The sequence below is a fragment of the Nostoc sp. FACHB-892 genome (assembly GCF_014698795.1).
In the GTDB taxonomy this organism is placed as follows: Bacteria; Cyanobacteriota; Cyanobacteriia; order Cyanobacteriales; family Nostocaceae; genus Nostoc.
In genome coordinates this window covers 25504-42757 of sequence record NZ_JACJTR010000049.1, presented here as the reverse complement: position 1 = coordinate 42757, position 17254 = coordinate 25504, and the positions used below count along the sequence as shown (strand labels likewise).

The 17254-nt window shown below is 42.1% G+C and carries 16 protein-coding genes and 2 pseudogenes; 7 read left to right on the top strand and 11 right to left on the bottom strand.

Annotated elements, in window-relative coordinates:
• Nucleotides 1-239 precede the first annotated feature (239 nt).
• From H6G96_RS33990 to H6G96_RS33965, 6 genes are all read right to left on the bottom strand, one after another.
• The gene (locus H6G96_RS33990) at nucleotides 240-2063 is read right to left on the bottom strand and encodes a hypothetical protein (RefSeq protein ID WP_190917913.1); all 1824 of its coding nucleotides are present in this window, start codon (nucleotides 2061-2063) and stop codon (nucleotides 240-242) included.
• Nucleotides 2060-2638 carry a hypothetical protein gene (locus H6G96_RS33985; protein WP_190917911.1) on the bottom strand — a complete coding sequence of 193 codons (579 nt, stop codon included), beginning with the start codon at nucleotides 2636-2638 and terminating at the stop codon, nucleotides 2060-2062. Before H6G96_RS33985 ends, H6G96_RS33990 begins: the two co-directional genes overlap by 4 nt.
• A 70-nt stretch (nucleotides 2639-2708) precedes the next feature.
• Nucleotides 2709-3380 carry a hypothetical protein gene (locus H6G96_RS33980; protein WP_190917909.1) on the bottom strand — a complete coding sequence of 224 codons (672 nt, stop codon included), beginning with the start codon at nucleotides 3378-3380 and terminating at the stop codon, nucleotides 2709-2711.
• An 8-nt stretch (nucleotides 3381-3388) separates the two neighbouring features.
• Entirely contained in the window at nucleotides 3389-3805 is a 417-nt protein-coding gene (locus H6G96_RS33975) for a hypothetical protein (protein WP_190917907.1), read from the bottom strand.
• Between the two features lie 156 nt (nucleotides 3806-3961).
• Nucleotides 3962-4195 (bottom strand): hypothetical protein, encoded by a 234-nt coding sequence (locus tag H6G96_RS33970; protein ID WP_179076110.1) that lies wholly within the window; start codon nucleotides 4193-4195, stop codon nucleotides 3962-3964.
• A gap of 3 nt (nucleotides 4196-4198) precedes the next feature.
• Entirely contained in the window at nucleotides 4199-5314 is a 1116-nt protein-coding gene (locus H6G96_RS33965) for a ParM/StbA family protein (protein WP_190917905.1), read from the bottom strand.
• 237 nt (nucleotides 5315-5551) lie between these two features.
• Here H6G96_RS33965 and H6G96_RS33960 point away from each other — a divergent pair, with 237 nt between their 5' ends.
• From H6G96_RS33960 to H6G96_RS33950, 3 genes are all read left to right on the top strand, one after another.
• Nucleotides 5552-5740 (top strand): hypothetical protein, encoded by a 189-nt coding sequence (locus tag H6G96_RS33960; RefSeq protein ID WP_190917903.1) that lies wholly within the window; start codon nucleotides 5552-5554, stop codon nucleotides 5738-5740.
• Between the two features lie 141 nt (nucleotides 5741-5881).
• A complete protein-coding gene (locus H6G96_RS33955; RefSeq protein WP_190917901.1) occupies nucleotides 5882-6607 on the top strand; it encodes a hypothetical protein in 726 nt (241 codons plus the stop codon).
• Between the two features lie 266 nt (nucleotides 6608-6873).
• Complete coding sequence (locus tag H6G96_RS33950; protein ID WP_190917899.1) at nucleotides 6874-10452, top strand: PriCT-2 domain-containing protein; 3579 nt, start codon at nucleotides 6874-6876, stop codon at nucleotides 10450-10452.
• A gap of 157 nt (nucleotides 10453-10609) precedes the next feature.
• Here the strand turns inward: H6G96_RS33950 and H6G96_RS33945 are convergent, their stop codons facing one another.
• Nucleotides 10610-10912, bottom strand: a complete 303-nt coding sequence (locus tag H6G96_RS33945; protein WP_190917897.1) for a hypothetical protein — start codon at nucleotides 10910-10912, stop codon at nucleotides 10610-10612.
• 568 nt (nucleotides 10913-11480) lie between these two features.
• Here H6G96_RS33945 and H6G96_RS33940 point away from each other — a divergent pair.
• The gene (locus H6G96_RS33940) at nucleotides 11481-11699 is read left to right on the top strand and encodes a hypothetical protein (protein WP_190917895.1); all 219 of its coding nucleotides are present in this window, start codon (nucleotides 11481-11483) and stop codon (nucleotides 11697-11699) included.
• A gap of 406 nt (nucleotides 11700-12105) precedes the next feature.
• A complete protein-coding gene (locus H6G96_RS33935; protein WP_190917894.1) occupies nucleotides 12106-12528 on the top strand; it encodes a hypothetical protein in 423 nt (140 codons plus the stop codon).
• Nucleotides 12529-12701: 173 nt separating this feature from the next.
• On the opposite strand, the gene H6G96_RS33925 is transcribed toward H6G96_RS33935, so the two are convergent.
• Together H6G96_RS33925 and H6G96_RS33920 are read right to left on the bottom strand one after the other, a co-directional pair.
• Nucleotides 12702-13199: a hypothetical protein gene (locus H6G96_RS33925; RefSeq protein ID WP_190917890.1), complete on the bottom strand. Its 498-nt coding sequence runs from the start codon at nucleotides 13197-13199 to the stop codon at nucleotides 12702-12704.
• Nucleotides 13200-13524: 325 nt separating this feature from the next.
• Complete coding sequence (locus tag H6G96_RS33920; RefSeq protein WP_190917887.1) at nucleotides 13525-13683, bottom strand: hypothetical protein; 159 nt, start codon at nucleotides 13681-13683, stop codon at nucleotides 13525-13527.
• A gap of 152 nt (nucleotides 13684-13835) precedes the next feature.
• Between H6G96_RS33920 and mobC the strand changes: the two genes are divergently transcribed.
• Entirely contained in the window at nucleotides 13836-14240 is a 405-nt protein-coding gene (mobC, locus tag H6G96_RS33915) for a plasmid mobilization relaxosome protein MobC (protein ID WP_190917885.1), read from the top strand.
• Nucleotides 14221-14511: a hypothetical protein gene (locus tag H6G96_RS33910; RefSeq protein WP_190917884.1), complete on the top strand. Its 291-nt coding sequence runs from the start codon at nucleotides 14221-14223 to the stop codon at nucleotides 14509-14511. The genes mobC and H6G96_RS33910 overlap by 20 nt, the downstream gene beginning before the upstream one ends.
• Here the strand turns inward: H6G96_RS33910 and H6G96_RS41805 are convergent.
• Together H6G96_RS41805 and H6G96_RS41800 are read right to left on the bottom strand one after the other, a co-directional pair.
• Nucleotides 14498-14668: pseudogene (locus H6G96_RS41805) on the bottom strand (ClpX C4-type zinc finger protein); the annotation flags it as partial. The gene H6G96_RS33910 and the pseudogene H6G96_RS41805 overlap by 14 nt on opposite strands.
• Nucleotides 14669-14731: 63 nt before the next feature.
• Nucleotides 14732-15271 (bottom strand): annotated as a pseudogene (locus tag H6G96_RS41800) (RNA polymerase sigma factor); the annotation flags it as partial.
• Nucleotides 15272-17254 lie beyond the last annotated feature (1983 nt).

Below are 17254 nucleotides of genomic sequence, written 5' to 3'. Positions count from 1 at the left end.
TTTCTGGTTCAACAATTACTATTTTCAGCATGATTTGATTAATCCTCTAATAATAAATGGCTGTTTATTGGCGGACTTATTATTGATGCTTCTGCCGTGGGTGTCCGTGCTGCCGTAGCAGTGCCGTAGGCTACGACCTATACAGCGCATGGATTGCCGTGATTGTGCCGTATGCCGTGTCCACTCAGAAAAGCCTGTAAAACATCCCCTTTTATGATCACGGCATCACGGCAGGACTTTCACCAATCAGGGAGAGAGTAGCTATCAGGAGCATCAGAATTTACCTTTTCAGTCTTAACTAATTCAGCTAAACCATCAATTAATTCTGATTCTGAATAGCCGGACAACCTATCTGCCTTCTTCAAATCACGTAATGTTTTTGGCGTTTTCGACTTCACATTCTGGAAGTATTCATAAATCTTGTTAGCCACTTCAGATAATGGTTTAGGATGTATCTGGTGAGTCGGACTTAAATTAAATTCCAGGTCAAATACTCTATCTAGATATTCCTGCTCCGAAGCAATCGGGTTAACTTGATTAGATAATCTTGGCATTAATGCCACAACAAAACCCCCAACGGAAGCAATCATAACTGGGCGCAAGTTTTTATAAGAGACTGCTTTAATATCCAAGTATTTAGATTTAATTTGCTCCCGTTCTTGCTTACCTGGGATAATGTCACCTCTATTTAAAATCAACTCCAGCACCCCATAAGATTCTTGCTCCCTTCCATTCTTGATATACCTATTACCTAACAGCAATAAATTCAAACACATTCTCGTTTGAGCATCCATCTTTTCAATGCCCAAAGCCGCCAAATTAAAAGACTGTAGGGAAGCAATAAACTTAGTATTAAACTCTCGACCAATCAGTAAAACATCAAGTAATTTACCCCCATAATTCCAGTCAGAGTAATGCTTACTTAATTGGTCAGCAATCACTAACCAGTCATCCAAAATTAGAATCAATGGCGGTAAGGATTCGCGCTTTGATTCTGGTAGTTGCTTACGCTTTTTGTAGTCGGTGTAAAAGTTGTCAATTACCTCTTTGGCTAGGTCTGGGTTTTCCCCGTCAAAGACAATTACCCTTTCTTTCTCCCGTAAACCGCAAAAACTATCATTCTTAGCGCTAATTACCCAGATGTCCGCCCCTGGGGAATCAGCCAAAATCCGCCCAATTAAGTAATTGAGGGTTACTGATTTACCGCTTCCCGGTGCAGCGACTAAAGCAGTAGAACTATCGGCTCTCGCTAAGGCTTGCAAAGTATTGAGGGCAAGAGCTTCTGATGGGTCAAGGCTACTATTCGTATTTTGTTGTAGCGTCTTTTGAGAGCTTCCTTCAACCTTATCCCCAGGATTAGCAATATCCTGCATTGACTGCCCCGGCAATGCTGCGGCGGGTTGTCCAGTCGCCTGCTGTAGTTGCGCCCGTGCTTCGGCTTCTGCCCTCAAACGTACCTGCTCTTGAAAGATAGCTAACTCTTGCGGTGTCATTTTTGACAACTGCGCTTCTCTTACCCGTCTATTCTCCGTCCATTGGTGAAATTCGTAGTCTAACTGCGCGGTGTAGCTTTCTTTGTGGAGCCTTAACCCGTACCAAAGTTTAGAAATTAACCAGTTGCTACGAATTTCTTCCCTAACTGAAGGCATTAGTTGGATTAATCGCCATTCCCTAGCTTTGGATAACCCATAAGCTCCACCAACGAATAACACTGAAGCTAATCCCCAAATCGGCTTATGAGGGTTACTTGGTTCTATTATTCTTAAGCGGGTTGCTTTGGTTGGCAGGAAGTTATCACGTTGAAACTCTGGGTTAGCTGGTGTGTAAGCTTCGCTGTAAAACTCGCTTTCGGGCATTACATAACGTTTCTCTGGAGTGCAGTACCTTTGACGGTTAACTGGATGAGTGAGCTTTTCGGGGATGAAGCAATATTCAACCAAACTAATCTGAGTGCCTGTGAATGACTTTGCCCCACAAATTAACCCAATGGTTGCCAGCACCCCCACAGTGATATTGTTGGCTGTTCCCGAACGCAAGTATTCTTCAAATTGTTTGCGTTTCATTGGTTTGTTCCCCTGACGATTGCTGCAATCACCAACAACACAAAAGCACCTACCCCAATCAAGCCCCAAGGTATTTCACTCTTGGGAGTTGGCTTAACTTCGTAGGTTTTAACCTCCTGATAGAACCGTGTCTTACCTGTATTAGTTGCTTCTGACACTGCCCTATATTCATCAAAGGCAATCCACAACGAAGCCCCTACACTCACCGTCTGAGCAGTGGCTACCATGAAGTCTTTACCAATGTGGATTCTGCCGTCATAGTGAATTTTAGTAAGGGTATCAGCGAAAAATAGCCCTAGTACAATGCTGCTTAAAGTGCCAGAAGCGATCGCCCCAATCCCAAGACTTGTTAGTAGGCTGACTCCAGTGTTAGCGGTGAATACGCCCAAAAATGTCTTGAGTGCTTTGTTGAGGAGTTGTTTATTGCTGAATACATCCCTAATAGATTGCTCTAGCCGTTCGCCGTCTTCGCTCTCTGGGGTCGGTTTTTCTGAAGTAGTTTCACCCCACATTAACGGTGTGGACTGTTCACTGGTGTTTTGGAACTGTGATAATAGGGAATCAATTTCATTCATGTTTACCTCGCCTGGGTGAAACAGAAAAAGCCAGAGTTTACCGTCACTACTGGCTTTTAGCTAACTATGGTTAGATGCCCATAAAATTCCTGAACCACTGCCCTACTCGGCTAATGCCAGCAGTGCGCGAGTAATTGGGCTTGGGTATGCGGTCGGTTTTCGCTTCACTACCGTTTGTCCACAGTGCGCTAGTTACGGCGTTTTCATAAGCGCGATCTGCTGCGTCTTGGGCTTCTGGGACTTTGTTGGATGCCTTGATTAAATCAGCCTCATATTTTGCGATCGCCATCAAGTCCGCAGTAGCCCCAGATATCTGAATCAAGGATGAGCGTTGCGCGTGACGGGTGGCCTCGGCAGTGGTGGCGTTGACGTGTTCTGCCTGCATCTCGGACATCTCGTTTTTGAAACGCTGCTCTCCTGTCTTACTGGTGTTGATAGCTTTCAGGGTTTGCGTTCCGTGTTTTTGGGTCAATTGCACCAGTTCAGCGTAGGCTTGGTTTACATCTCCGGTGGTTTCAATGATTTTTCGGTATGCCTCCAAAGCTTTAGGCAGATTAGCCTTAGCTGTGTCAGACAGTCGCGCCATGTCTGCAATTTTGGTGATTACCGTTTGATCTCCCTGTAAAGCTTTGTTGAACTCCTCGGCCGACACATCAAACAGTCTCCCCATTGCTCCTAACGTACCGGGGGCATTATTGGGAATATGATTTTTGAGTTTTGCTGCTCCAAAATTACGTGCCATTTAATCTCCTAATAAGGTATTAAGTCGTAGTTGATATCATCGTCAGAGTCTGGCACTTCATTCCAGTAACCCATCTCTTCAAATCGGCTATAAATTCTCGCTGCTAATTGCCTTATGGGGTCGTCAAAATCATCAGAAATTAAATCAAATCTCTTCTCACCAAACGCCAATATATTTGCAATATCAGGGTCAATACCATTACCCAAGAATTGACCAAATGCAGCAGAGTATGGATGCTCATCAATGGTTGAATGAGTTGCTAAGAATTCAGTTCCTGTGAGGGGTAAGTAAAGGCTGCAAAGAAAACTATTTATTTCGCGCTTCGTAGCTGTTGGGTTAAGAGCCTTAAATTGCTGGAGTTTCAAAGCATTATCAGTGAAAGAACAGCGCCCCCAATCATTGGGATTTCTATAATCGAGTGTCATTTGTTAGAATCCTTGTGTACTTTCGTTTTTGCGGCGAGAGATACATACTTTGTGGGGCGATTGCAATGATTGGTCGTCGGTGCAATCGCTTCATCATCAGTTCTCACAAAACTCAACAAGTTCAATAACCTCCAGCTGCACTTGCTTTGGTTCTGTTCATGCTGCCCCCTTGAAATTAGTGACCATTGCGCTAAGTGCTGATTTATTGGGCTGTGTAGATTGCGCTGTTTCAACTTTGGGCGATGGTTGTACATTACCGTGTTGAAAAATCAGCTTCTCTACACCTGCTGATAATGCTTGTGTTGGCGCATCTTGGGGTAAATCAAACATCTTGCACAATTCAATTACTGCTAGGTAGGAGATGGTTATACGCCGAGATTCGTAATTCATTAATTAGGCTCCCAAAGAAATTTGAGTTAATAGTTTCAACCCCAAGGCATTGATGAACTGGGGATTATTCAAAACCACAAAGCCTAAACCGGCTAAGTTCTGATCCACCACGGGCAGAGAAACACCCCCACCCCAGGCGACAAGGTATTTAGCGCGGTCTAGATAATTGCCAGCAGTCACGAAGTTGGCGAATTTCTCAATCCTGTTACTCCACCATTCATCTAGACATTGGCTGTACTCGGTTTCAAACTTCTTGCCTGTGAGGTGGTTGCCGCCATAAGTGAAAGTGCCTTCGATAATTCCCTGGTTCACCAAGCTGGGCGAGTGCTTCACATCCTTGGATAGCAAGCTCACTCTGTCGTTTCGCTTGTCGAGAGATCCGGCAATCATGCTGTGCAGTTCACCCGCTCCACCTTCAATCAAGTGACGGTCAATCACTGCACCACTGCCGTTAAAGACAGTTACAAGCCAAGTTGATGAACCGATATCAAGTGCGATCGCTAATTCTGACGGGTCAAGTACCAGGGATGCTTCACCAAATAAGCAGTGGGCAATGCTTCCAAAACCTTCGGGGTAAATGCCTGTGACTACGATTTCAACTGTCTTGCTGACAATGGAACGAGTTACAGGGTGCAAATGTTCAAAGGTGTGAGTCCCTTCAACTCTGCGTTTAATCTCTTGGCCCCAGCGTTCGGGGTTATGGTTGCTCAAACTAATCGAAAGCTTGAACCCATCGGGAATATTCAGAACTGCTAAGTCTGCAAGGATGCTTTCTAGTGCCAGTTCTGCTTTTTTGGCTTTGTCCTCGTGTAACAGGGTGTGGTCACTTTGCGCTAGAGCCGCACTACCCCAAAAGAATTGAACATCTTTTAAGTCAAGCCGCGTTCCTTCTAGATAACGTACCCATGCCCCATCTTTTGAGATTGTTTCGTGGTGCATGATGTTTCGGTTGCGAACAAGTGAGTATACGGCTGGCATCATGATCGAAAAATCACCGATGATTGCTTTGCCATACCCTGCACCTGAATCTTTTCCGGCGATAAGGTCAGTTAGCCCTGATTTGGCTAACAAGTCTGCTTGGACGAGCCAGTTTTTGGCATTGGTGTATGTCGTTGTCATGGTTCTGATGGTTGGTGAAAGTCTTTAATTGTAGGAATTTAAGCCCATTTTTAACAAAATAGACTCAAATCCAGTTATCCAGTTATTGGTTAGCCTTAACTTCACTTTCTGGCTTCACTTGCCTTTGTTTTGTGTCGTTTTCTGGCTTATAGTGTTATCATAACACTACACAACACCAGTGACAAGTAAGAGGTTTAGACTGAGAATAGGGTTATTCCAACACCAGACAGTGTTACGATGCCCACAGGAACTAGACTAAATATTTATTTCACTGATGAAGATGATTTAGCACTCTATGAATTGATAACTGCTGAAGCAAAAACTGAAAAACGCTCTATGAGTCAAATGGTAAAAATTCTTGCTTCCGAAGCGATCGCGACAAGACACACAAAAACAAATAAATCAAAAAAGCAGGATGAAGATTAGGGCGACCACTTTCGGTGGAACTTAGCCTAAGCAAGATACATTCCTTAGTAAAAATTAACTAGATAGTTTAGATGAGGATAAATTTGACACTGTAACGGATGAGACATTAGTCAGCAGCCAAAACAATTTTTGATTTAGCCAATGTTGATCCAGAAAGACCTACCAAGCGATTTTCAACTCCCGCCGCACAATGAAGCGGCGTTAGAGATGATTAGGGAGGCGAAAGACTATGAATCCGCTTTGGCTCTAGCGGTTAGCGGTACAGCACTTGCTACAGGCGGCTTTATTACTCCAGTAGGCTGGGCAGCTTTTGCATTGGCTTACAAGCCATTGGTAAGAATTCAAAAACTTGCAAGGCTGGAAAAATTAACAACTTCGCTTTTGGATGAGTTTAAAAACCAAGGAATACAAGTCTTTCCGGTGCTGAAGATAGAAGATAAGAACCCTATCGACTTGTTTGTGAGATTTGAGCGAAAAATTCACCTGTTTATCTCCATTCGCTCAATAGGAGATAAGGAGATTGTCTACAACGAAGCTAGAGAGGTTTTGCAGATCAAGAGGAAAGACAAACATGGACTAAAAGTTTGGAATCCTTGCCCACTGCTTGAATTGGCAGATTACGAGAAGTGGTTGAGCAAGAACAGGGACTTGTTTGCAATGTCTTCCCGTGAAGCTACAAAAACGCCCTCAGCAAAAGTTTTGGTCTTATGGCCTCCCACCAAGGCGGCTATTGATCACAATTCACACCTTTATTCTGAAGTTGGAAGTATGAAAATTCTGGCTCTTAGAAGAAAAGGCACTGCATTTATTATTCAACAGGAGGAAGTAATCGAGTTTGTCAAGACGACTTTAGCCAAGTACTCATAGGCAAAACAACGAAAACCCCGCGTCCCGGTAGGACAGCAGGGTTTTCAAAGGGAATTGGGGTTATCGGGTTTGAACGGCCTAATTAATATCCCTAATAGTAATTTTATCGTACATGATTCGGTGTAAAGCCAATGTAACACTGGCTCACCAGATGTAAACAGCGTTTGAGAAATTTTATCAAATTATATTTTTGAACGTTTGTACTAAAAGATTACTTTCGGGATAGCTCCAATTCCTCCAACACACAAACTGGAGGAATAGCTCTCATGTCACCATTACAACAATTTAATCACTCAGTATCGGCGCAATCAGCAGATGCTCAAGGGGCAAATTCTGCTGCTTTGACAAAACTTGAGTTGATTGAGAGTCGGATAATCAAGTTTGCGTTTAACGCAACTGGAAAAAACAAAGACTGGGACTTTAAGAAGCTGGCCGGTAACTTCATTGATGTAGAGGGCACTCTAGCCGATGTCCAGCAACACATAAAAGCAGGTCACGCCATCTGTGCCGGACTGTTAGGGGCGAAATGGCGCAGTAAGGCCAATGTCATCGGTTCTCAGTGGCTACTACTCGACATTGATAATTCCAATATCGCCCGTGATCCTGACGGCAAACCAATACTGGACGCTAACGGCAATTCTATCAAAGTTTACGATCACCAATTAACCATTGAAGAAGCGCTAGCCCATCCCTTCATTAAAAAACACTGTGCTTTAATTTACACCACAGCCAGCCATAAACCAGAATGGCATAAATTTCGTTTGGTTTTTCTTCTCCCCGAATATGTTCAGGGTGCTGATACTGTAGAAGCTTGTACACGCTTCCTAATGCAGCAGTTACCCCATGACCCAGCTTGTAAAGATGCAAGTCGTGTTTTCTACGGTAGTACAGAGGCAGAATTCCCGCTAGTCAACCCTGAAGCCACTTTACCAGCAGAATGGATAAGTGAGGCGATTGCGATCGCGCTGCATGAACGGGAGGAGTATCAGCTAAGAATCCAAGAAATTGAGTCACGGCGTAAAGAGTGGCGTGAGATTTCCCTCACTGAAGGCTGGGACATTGACCAGCTAATCCAGAACGCGCTTTCATTCATCCCACCACGTACCCCAGGAAGCGGTAACTATGACGAATGCCGTCAGGTGTTGATGGCTTTGGTCAATCACTACGGGCCAATGGATGCCGAAATCATCGCCGAACAGTGGTCGCCCAGTATCAAAGGCTCAACTTGGAACATCCACGCTAAGATTCGCAGTTTTCGGCGTGGGGGAATCTCAATCGGTACACTGTTTCACATTGCCAAACAGTATGGCTTTCGGTTCCCTAAACGGCAGTATGAATATAACGAACGCGACCAAGGAGTAATTAGCCGTGAACAGTGGGAACTTGGGCGAGTTAGAGAGGATTTGAGCAGCTTCCAAAATTTATTGAAGCAAGCGTTGTTTACCGCCGTAGGCATCGCTCCATTTTCTTCGATATTTAAAGGATTTAAAGCCCCACCAACACCAAAGCCTGAACCCGAAATTGACACGCCTTCGACCAATGTAATTATCTACAAAAGGGGCAATATCCCGTACATAACTGAAGTTACAGGCAATATCTCTATCTCCTGCCAGCCAGAAGAACATATCACCGCATGGGTAGAGGCCGTATCCAAGGGCTGGACACAAATCTTAGATAATTCCCATCCAGGACTCGGCAAGTCTTACAACGCAGGGCAATTAACGGCGGGGCTATTCGGCGTTGATAAACTAATTTACCAGGATGCCAACCACAGAAACCCATCTACACTGCCCATTGAGACGAATTTTATTGACCTGCCAGTGCGACACAACGGCTTTAAACTTGACCCCACCCGCAAAACTCCTCTAGGTGAGGACTTTAAACTGTGGACTAAAGCGGGTGAAACTGCCGACACTGACGGCAATTGTCACAGGACTTACTTATTTAACGCATTTCGTAACAAGAATTTTAGCAGCCTTGATTTTGAAGAGAGCGGTATTAGCCCCATCTGTGGCGGTTGTTCCCTTAAAAATCAGTGCCGTTTTGCTTACGGGGACGGTTTTGGATTCCGCTTTCAAAAACGTACAGCAATTCAAAATTATTCCGAACTCAGAGCGCACCCAGACTCTACACCAATTACCTTAACTAACGCTGCTGACCAAACTTTCACCGTTGGGCGATTATGGGAAGAAGCTGGCACACTCATCAAGCCCGTGCGCTCGGTTGATGTGAACCGCAACGATTTTGAAACCACTGTGGGCAAGCTGCTACTGTTAGAACCAAACATAATGTCACAGCTGCAACCTGCACTCTTAGTTTTACACCAACTGTTAACTCAGCAACTTAAGCCGAATGACCGCTACGGGTTTGATGATGCCAGCATCCGTGCGCTGCTGCCGGCTTTCCCCACAGGTTTAGATATCGAAGCCATTCAGCAAGCCTCAGAACCTGATTTAACTTTCTTAGAAGACTTGGACTCAATTGATATTACCCAAGATAAACAACTCAAAAAAAGCTCTGCGGCTCGTTATGCTGCCAAAAAGGTAGTTAAAGACAGCGCACGAACGGCAGGCAGGGAGTTTCTTGACTTGCCTAATTACTGGTTGCCTGACTTCCTGGAAGCTTGGAAAGGTGATGGTAGTTTTCAGTCTCAATGGGGTGTACTCAGCATTTACCGCCGAAATCCTAAACATACTGAATTGGCTGTAGGAGCCAAATTTAATATTTATCTTGATGCCACATTCAAATCCGAGCAGTTGAAATTGAAACTGGGCATCAATGATCCTGTGTTAGTCATTGAGCAACAACGCCCAGACTACGGCAATTTAAAAGTCGTCAACGTCACTGGACTGGGTAAACTGCCCAAAAATCGCTCTCTTCCACTAAGCGCTCGTGTTAATGCCCTCAAAGAAACCTTGAAAAAACTCTGCCCCAACCTTGGGATTATCGATTGGAAACAGATTGCATCCCTTTCCGAGGGCCACACAGAATACGGTCACTTTGTCGATGGGCGTGGTGTTAACAGGTTTAGTGAGTGTGATGCGATCGCTTCTTTTGGCATTCCTTACCAAAACATCGGTGTTTTAGCAGCACAATATCAGGTGATGACTGGTGAAAGGGTTAACCTGGAAGATAAAAACAGCACCTTCCAAAAGTATCTCACAGACCTGATCCGTGCAGAAATAATCCAAGAGATTGGGCGATTACGTTCACATCGTCGCCCCAATGTGGAGCTAACATTCTACTTCTGCGCTGACTATGATTTGGGTTTCCTCGATCGTGAATTACCAGGAGTTAAATTAGAAAGCGTTGATGCTTTCCAACTCTGCCCAGAAGCGGGTAACGCCAGTGAGCAAACAGGACACGCTATCGTCAACGCATTAACGCAGCTTTGGCAGTCAAAACAGAAAATTACCCAACCAGCGATCGCGAATATTGCTGAAATCTCCCAAGCTTGGGTGAGCCGATTTACCCAGAGATGGGGGGGCTGGCAGCACTTTAAAAAATTATTACTCCTACTATTAGATAGTCTTAATAGCGGTAGTAATAAAAATTTGGCTGACTTAGACGATGATGAAAAGTGGCTAGCCCGTACATACTTCCCAATGTTGATTGCTGAATCAGAATCATCACTCCCAACTGTGCAAGAAGGGGTGGCGGAAGTTGCCCAAGTTATTGGTAGTACGGCGATGCGGCGAGTTTTACACAGATGTAGCCCGGCTGTTAGGGCTTCACTGCTGATGATTATCTTGCGTTGTTTACCTACTGAAGTTTACTCAGACGAATCCATTCTGAGTACCGTTGCAAGGGTGCAAATCACCTGTAACTCGACAGTAACGCTCTAAAATTTATCAGTTTTTAATTTCTACTGACCTATCAGTAACAAAAGATGCTCTCCTTCATGATTCGGTACTTAATCATTGAGTGAGCGTCCGGTTTAGTATGCCTTGAAACGCCCCACCCTAGCTCTGTACAGCATCAGTGCATTAAGGTTACTGCTTTCTACGGTAAGAGCAACGTGCTAATAATGTACTTCACCTTATCTTCCCTGAGTTGCCGCATCTGTTGTTCTAGCTGGGCAAGCCGAGACGCGAGATTTTCTTGCTCTAGTGCCGCAACTCTGGGGCCAAGGTCGGTATCTCCCAAAGGGCAACCGTCTTTTTTGAGAAAGTGTTCGACAATCAGCGACACAGCAGAGGAGACAGAACGCTGGTAATTTTCGTCCATCCAGCCTTTGAGTAGCTCATGCACATCTTTTGGTAAGTAGGCTGTAACTTGTACGCTCTTGCTATCAGCTTCATCCATACATTGCCCTCACTGCTTTTCAATGTGTGTGCAATGTGCGCGTACAGTGGAATGCCTTATTTAAGCATTGCCTGTACTGCACTTCACTGTATTAGTAATGTACTAAGTGCTGTCACGGGTGGTGCCACAGCATTGTTTAATACTGTTATGTACGGCATTAATAAATTAGACTTGTCCGAAAAGTTCAAAACCCGACTGTTCAAATCTTTGGGACAAAACTTTGATATTTGCGAAAAAACGTAATTACAAGGGTTTGAGATAGTTAGTGATAATTTAGAGGCGTAAAAATTAAACGCCTAATTTCTAAAAATTTCTGCTTGTTTCTAATAGCTGAGTTAGTAAAACTGTCTTAACATATTGTTAGTTATTTGACAACAAAACACGGAATATTTGTCTACTTGCTATAGGTGGAAGGCTGATAAAAAAATATTTTCTAATATATATATAACGATGTATGTCTGAGGAATGAAAAATAAAATTTAACATTTGTTAAGATTCATACTCGTTGTTGTAACCCCCAAACTTCAGAGATAGGGGTAGTTCAGGAAGCAAATAAAAAGGTGTATTTATGAGTACGTTAAAAGCAAATTCTGTTTTTCCGCAAATCACGAATGAAGAACTAGATCTGATTCAATCACAACTGGTTCTATCTGTACTTACCGAAGAAGAAGAAAACGCTATTCAAGGCGGTAATGCCTTAGAAGATGTAATAGCTGTAGTAGGTCAAGGCATTTTAAACTTTGGAGGCACTCCTAAAGTTACCCGAGGTGTAGGTGGTACTAAATAGCTACTTATAGACATTTATTAAGCTACATTGGAAAATTTCCTAAAATTATAAAAATATCAACCAATCAAGTGTTCGTTGATATTAGTACAAAATACTTAGGAAATCTAGAAGCTTTTTTATTCCAATGTTTCTCAAATAAAGTTTAATCATCGGTCATTTTCTATGGGGATGTTTAAAAAGTTATAAATTGTTCTAAATACCAGCTTGCATTCCTCTTTTAGAAACTCTATCCCGAAAAGATAAAGGGTATAAAATGTTATGTGTGTGAGCTTTTAAGGCAAGTAATAATACTTTTAAAACATCCTCTAAAATTAAAATACTAATATTTTATAACAAAAAATTATTATCTAAAATACTTCTAATTTCTTATTAATTAATTAAAATAGTCAACACACAAGTATTTTAAATGAGCGACATAGAAATTAAAATAATTTCCTTTACAGAATTTAAAAAAATTTCTGAGGAAATTCATCAGATAGTTTTTCAAGAATACCGACCGAGAGAATTAGAAAGAATAGACTTTGCTATTCTATTTTTTTACCAAAAGACCTTGGGAGGTTACATGACATTTTACGAACATAATAGTGAACAAATATATATACAATTCGGTGGTGCTTTACCAAAGTTTAGAAATTCTCCATTAATTTATAAAGCTTATGATCAAGCTATTAAACAATTACTCTCCCAATACTCATACTTGCTAACATTTGTAGAGAATAACAATATAGCAATGTTAAAACTAGCATTAAAAACTGGTTGGAAAATTATAGGAACAAGAATGACAACTGATGGAAGACTATTAGTAGAATTAATTAACTATAACTCTTAATTTAATAGTGCTGACATCTGTAATTGCAGAATGTTGTGAGTTTGGTTTATATCAACTTTTACCCGACCCATACGGGTATGGTAAAGATGATGAAATGGTAATACGAATAGATAAACAAAAGCTGGAACTTGAAAAAGAAATATATCGAAAATATAACTCATAATTCAACCAGCTTATATTTCGTTATCTTTGTAAATTTTTGGCATAAAAGCTGACCTGTTTGTTTCTCTAGTTGGTTCTGATTTTGCTTCTGGTTCCTGCGCTGCTGGCTGTTGTTTTTTCTTGCCCTTTGTACTCTTTACAGGTGTTTCTTCAGCTTCGCTGCTTCCAACAACTGCTGACTGATTTTCAATAGGCCCATTCTCTGATTTACTACTGCCGTTATCAGATGTTTTCTGACGGCGACGGCTGCTTTTTTTCAACTCACCTACTAAATATTTAATTCTGCTGCCTGTCAAATTAATGCCCAGACCCTTCAGCATTTCTGAAACTTCGTCGTAAGTGTAGCCGTACTTGTCAGAAGTCAGCTTCTCAATGTACCGTCTCATTTTCCTGATGGCCTCTCTGTCCGATACAGCTTCTCGCTCTTTCGGCTTCTGTCCCTTGAGAAGATTAATGGCCTTATCAATCTTCTCTTTCGTGATTACTTCTGAATTCTGATGCTCACTCATGGTTATCTCATGAATACCGATTAACTGATAATTATCGGCTATTTGAAATAATTTGTACCAAGAGAGTTTTCAAAATCCTACAAAAATCGGCTATTGCGGCTACGCCGAATTACCTCTTCGCATCACGGCTACGCCTTATATTTTTTAGTGTGGCAGCTTCGCTGGTCTTATTATTCAAGCTAACGCTAAAAAATCTGACTATTACAGCTACGCTGAATTATCTTTTCGTATTACAGCTACGCAGACTATTATATTGTGTGGCAGCTACGCTGAATCAGAGAATTTTTATATAGCAGCTTCGCTGTTTTTATCTCCTCTATAGTGGCTACGCCAAACCAGAATTTATCTCCTGCTTGATTTGATTCAAATTCCGGCTACGCCGTTGATATATCCCTCTGTAGGTTGTAGGATAGTCAGCATCACGGCTACGCCGTTGTACTCCCGCCTTCAGCCCCCTGCTGTCTCCTCCGTACATACGTAGCACACGACACCTCGCCCACCCCCGTATTTGGGCTTGAAGCCAGCCATGCCTCAAAGCTTACGCTTTGTCTCGCTGCGCTCGAACGGCAAAGCTGGTTCAGTGGGGTTTCACCCCCCTAAAAACCCCCCTCGCAATGTCCCTCAATCTCTCAACTTATGGCGAATCGCAAGCAGTCTAAAGCTCTAGTCCGAAAGCATATATTCCCAGTTAGGTTGAGCGACATTGAACTGGATATGATTCGTGTTAAATCACAAGACGCGGGGATGTCAGCAAGTGAACTAATGAGACGTAATGCGTTGATGCGTCCATTACCAAAACGACTGAGTAAAATTAGCTTACAAACATATTGGGAGTTAGGACAAATCGGGAACAACCTAAACCAGCTTGTAAAGGCAACTAACACAGCCTTAAAAGTTGGGCGAACTTTACCTGCTGATCCAGAACTACTAAGAGAACTTTTAGAACTGCTGCATCAGTGCAGACGATATATTGCCTCGGATGATGTTGATGATGAAGATTCAGAAGAGGAAGACGAAGAGGATGATTGGGAAGCAGACTAAAGGTAGAGGTTTTCGCAAGCTGTTAGATTATTTAGAATCTCGTGAAGATGCCAAACTCATCGGTGGCAACATGAGCGGGAGAAATGCGCGGGAGTTAGCACGGGAATTTAAGCTGTCGAGACAACTAAATTCTGATGCAGACCGAGTTGTTTATCAAGTCAAAATGAGTCCAAAAATTCTCTCTTTCTTTACTGATTTTAGTCACTCAATTCGTCTGAATTCATTAATGACTCAAATTCAAGCTGTGTCAACCGAGGAATTTGTACGCTAATAATTTGATTACATACATCCACACACTCATTACAAATATAAATAGAGACATTTCCCCGTGGTGGCCCTGCTATCAAAAGATTAACCTGTTCACTGCTTTTGTTACAAAATGAACAGCAAAGTTCTGGCTTAATTTGTGTATTTGTATTGGTAGCCATTGTCTTAGATTCCTTAAATGAAATAGGTTGAATCTTCGCTCTTATAGGTAGCAAACGTTGTCTGAGTTGGTGGCGAGCTTTATGCAAACGCCCCTTGACTGCACCGACTGAAATATTTAAGCGAACTGCTACTTCTTGTAGACTGAGTTGTTCGTCATAGAACAGCAAAGTTGCTTGACGATTATTGTCAGATAGAGAATCGATTGCTTCTAGTAAAGCAATGCGGAGTTCTTTGAGTTCTTCTACTTGCTCAGGAGCGGGTGAATTCTCATCAATTAATAATGGCGTATCAGCTAAATCTCCCAGCATTGCTTCTATGGAAAACACGATCACCTTTCGACGGCGCAATTCGTTGCGGCAAATATTCAGCACAATGCCATATAGCCAACTTTTAAAGCGCTCTGGCTGATGAAGTTTCTCCAATGAAAGATAAGCTTGCAACATGGTATCTTGTACAAGATCACCGGCCAAATCTTTATTGCGGAGCATTCGCTCTGCAATGCGTTGCGCCATCGGCTGATAACGTAACACAAGCCGACCAAATGCAGCTTTATCTCCTTGTCGTGCTAAAGAAATTAATTCTGGATCACTTTGCTCTGACACATCTGGCTTGCTGAACAACTCTACTTAATAGTGGCAGAGTCAACAGCAAAGGTTACTTGTAACGACAAGCCTGGGTAAAATGGTGAAAAATTTGATTACTTCGCTCTTAAGCCTTATTTATTAGGAGTTTCAGGGGTCATCGTGCCAAAACAGGAAAATCGGACGCGATGTGGACTTGGTTCAGTTCAAGAAAGAATTTTTGAAACACAATTGCAACATATCATGATTACGCATTGTCAATAAGCCTGGGTCTTATTGACAATACAAATTGCTCAAAAAAGTGGCTGTAATTGAGACTGGATATAAGTTACAGAAGATTTTCTTCAAAAACACTGTCCGGCCAAAAGGACAAAAACTGGTCATTTCTGTCCTTTTGGACGGCCGTTGACAGGTGGGCATTTGTCAGCAGAGCATGACAATTGAGTAGGGTTGGCGTTCATTGGACGGCCAAAAGGACAAAAAACCACTGTTTTCGTCCTTTTGTCCGTCCAAAAATATTAGTGTCGGATGAGACTGATTTACTACGGTTAAACTACACTAAGTCCACGGCTTTATAAGTGTTTAGTGTAGTTGTTGCGTTAGACGAGTTTCGATTTCAGTTAACGCTCAATATATAAAATGACTCCTGAACTCACAGTGGAGATTTCAGATTTACTCACTGAAGAAGTTGATCGATTGAGCGAGATTTTTGAAGTACGTTTGCAACATCAAAGTATTATACATTCTCAATAATTTTAGAGTTATTGAGAATGAGTAAGTTTGATAAAAGTGGCTAAAGGGTAGTTGGTGTATGTATTAGACACCAATTTTTCAAAAAAGCGATGTGCAAAATAGCAGACATTTTGTAGTGAATAATCAAAGTTTCCTGACAGCTATAACGGTTAGAAGCGTGTATAAGCTGTGCAGAATAGCAGACATTTTGTATATGAATCGGGGTTTTAGGTGCAAAATGTCTGCTATTTGTAACTGTGACTAATCAGACAATTTCACTACTTAAAACAAGTTTCATCTCTATTAACAAGCGTGGAGATTGTAAAATGAACAATTTCTATTCAGGCATGAAGAAAAAAAATCGGATGTTAAGTGGGCTGGGTTAAGTGAATGAAAAAATTATTGAAGCACACTTGCAACATAAATGTATTATGCATTCTCAATAATTTTGAAGTTATTGAGAATAAAACAAGCGATTAAAATTTGCTGTAAGTCATTGTCAGTCAGCATTACGCCAGAATTTTTCAAGAAATGTCTTATGCTCAACTGGTAGCAGTAGGGCTACTCTATAGCTACCAGTTGGGGAATTATCAAATTTTCAACAACTCGCTTTTTTACTACTCAACTGGTAGCGGTGTGTCACCAGTTGAGCTACCCAACAGCTACCACTTGGGCAAGGTATTTAGAACTACTATTTCAATACTGTTAAACTACATAAAGTCTATGTAATAAGTGGTGTTTATAGCAAGCTTTGGTGTAACTCACAAGTGGAGTGCAGCTTTTTAGTTACAAATGTAGTATAAAGTAATATGAAAAAGTAGAGTTTTGCTCAAAATGTGTTTCTAAGCAATAATTTAGCTTTAGATGACGCGCAAATACTCATTTTTGATCCAAAAGGTGTGAGCGTCCGTTTGAAGCAAAACAGAAATTCTCCGCACAAATACTCCCTATTGCTACCCGCAATACTCATTTTTGTATCAAGTATTCTTATTGTGTCTAGGCAGACAACAGTGTACTGAAGATAATTTCCAGGTCAGGTTTAATCACAAGAAAAAGAATTGCACCTAGTGGGCGAACTTGGAATGAAATTCTTATTGAACAGCAGCAGCAGCAACAAATGCTTAAGCAGAAGCAACGCTCTAGGGGTTTTAGTCGGTAATAAGAGCGTTGATCCGACGAACTCGTTGCCGCTTCGCTCGAATCATGCGGTGGTAGGGACGGGCATTAAGATTACTGGTTGGGCTGACAAGATCCACAAGCCCGCCCCTACCA

Bases quoted from the DNA above. Each gene is read 5' to 3' on its own strand.
- H6G96_RS33940 (WP_190917895.1), top strand. From the start codon at position 11,481: ATGAGTACGTTAAAAGCAAATTCTGTTTTTCCGCAAATCACGAATGAA.
- mobC (WP_190917885.1), top strand. From the start codon at position 13,836: ATGGCGAATCGCAAGCAGTCTAAAGCTCTAGTCCGAAAGCATATATTC.
- H6G96_RS33950 (WP_190917899.1), top strand. From the start codon at position 6,874: ATGTCACCATTACAACAATTTAATCACTCAGTATCGGCGCAATCAGCA.
- H6G96_RS33925 (WP_190917890.1), bottom strand. From the start codon at position 13,199: ATGAGTGAGCATCAGAATTCAGAAGTAATCACGAAAGAGAAGATTGAT.
- H6G96_RS33985 (WP_190917911.1), bottom strand. From the start codon at position 2,638: ATGAATGAAATTGATTCCCTATTATCACAGTTCCAAAACACCAGTGAA.
- H6G96_RS33910 (WP_190917884.1), top strand. From the start codon at position 14,221: ATGATTGGGAAGCAGACTAAAGGTAGAGGTTTTCGCAAGCTGTTAGAT.
- H6G96_RS33965 (WP_190917905.1), bottom strand. From the start codon at position 5,314: ATGACAACGACATACACCAATGCCAAAAACTGGCTCGTCCAAGCAGAC.
- H6G96_RS33980 (WP_190917909.1), bottom strand. From the start codon at position 3,380: ATGGCACGTAATTTTGGAGCAGCAAAACTCAAAAATCATATTCCCAAT.
- H6G96_RS33990 (WP_190917913.1), bottom strand. From the start codon at position 2,063: ATGAAACGCAAACAATTTGAAGAATACTTGCGTTCGGGAACAGCCAAC.
- H6G96_RS33960 (WP_190917903.1), top strand. From the start codon at position 5,552: ATGCCCACAGGAACTAGACTAAATATTTATTTCACTGATGAAGATGAT.
- H6G96_RS33970 (WP_179076110.1), bottom strand. From the start codon at position 4,195: ATGAATTACGAATCTCGGCGTATAACCATCTCCTACCTAGCAGTAATT.
- H6G96_RS33955 (WP_190917901.1), top strand. From the start codon at position 5,882: ATGTTGATCCAGAAAGACCTACCAAGCGATTTTCAACTCCCGCCGCAC.
- H6G96_RS33935 (WP_190917894.1), top strand. From the start codon at position 12,106: ATGAGCGACATAGAAATTAAAATAATTTCCTTTACAGAATTTAAAAAA.
- H6G96_RS33945 (WP_190917897.1), bottom strand. From the start codon at position 10,912: ATGGATGAAGCTGATAGCAAGAGCGTACAAGTTACAGCCTACTTACCA.
- H6G96_RS33975 (WP_190917907.1), bottom strand. From the start codon at position 3,805: ATGACACTCGATTATAGAAATCCCAATGATTGGGGGCGCTGTTCTTTC.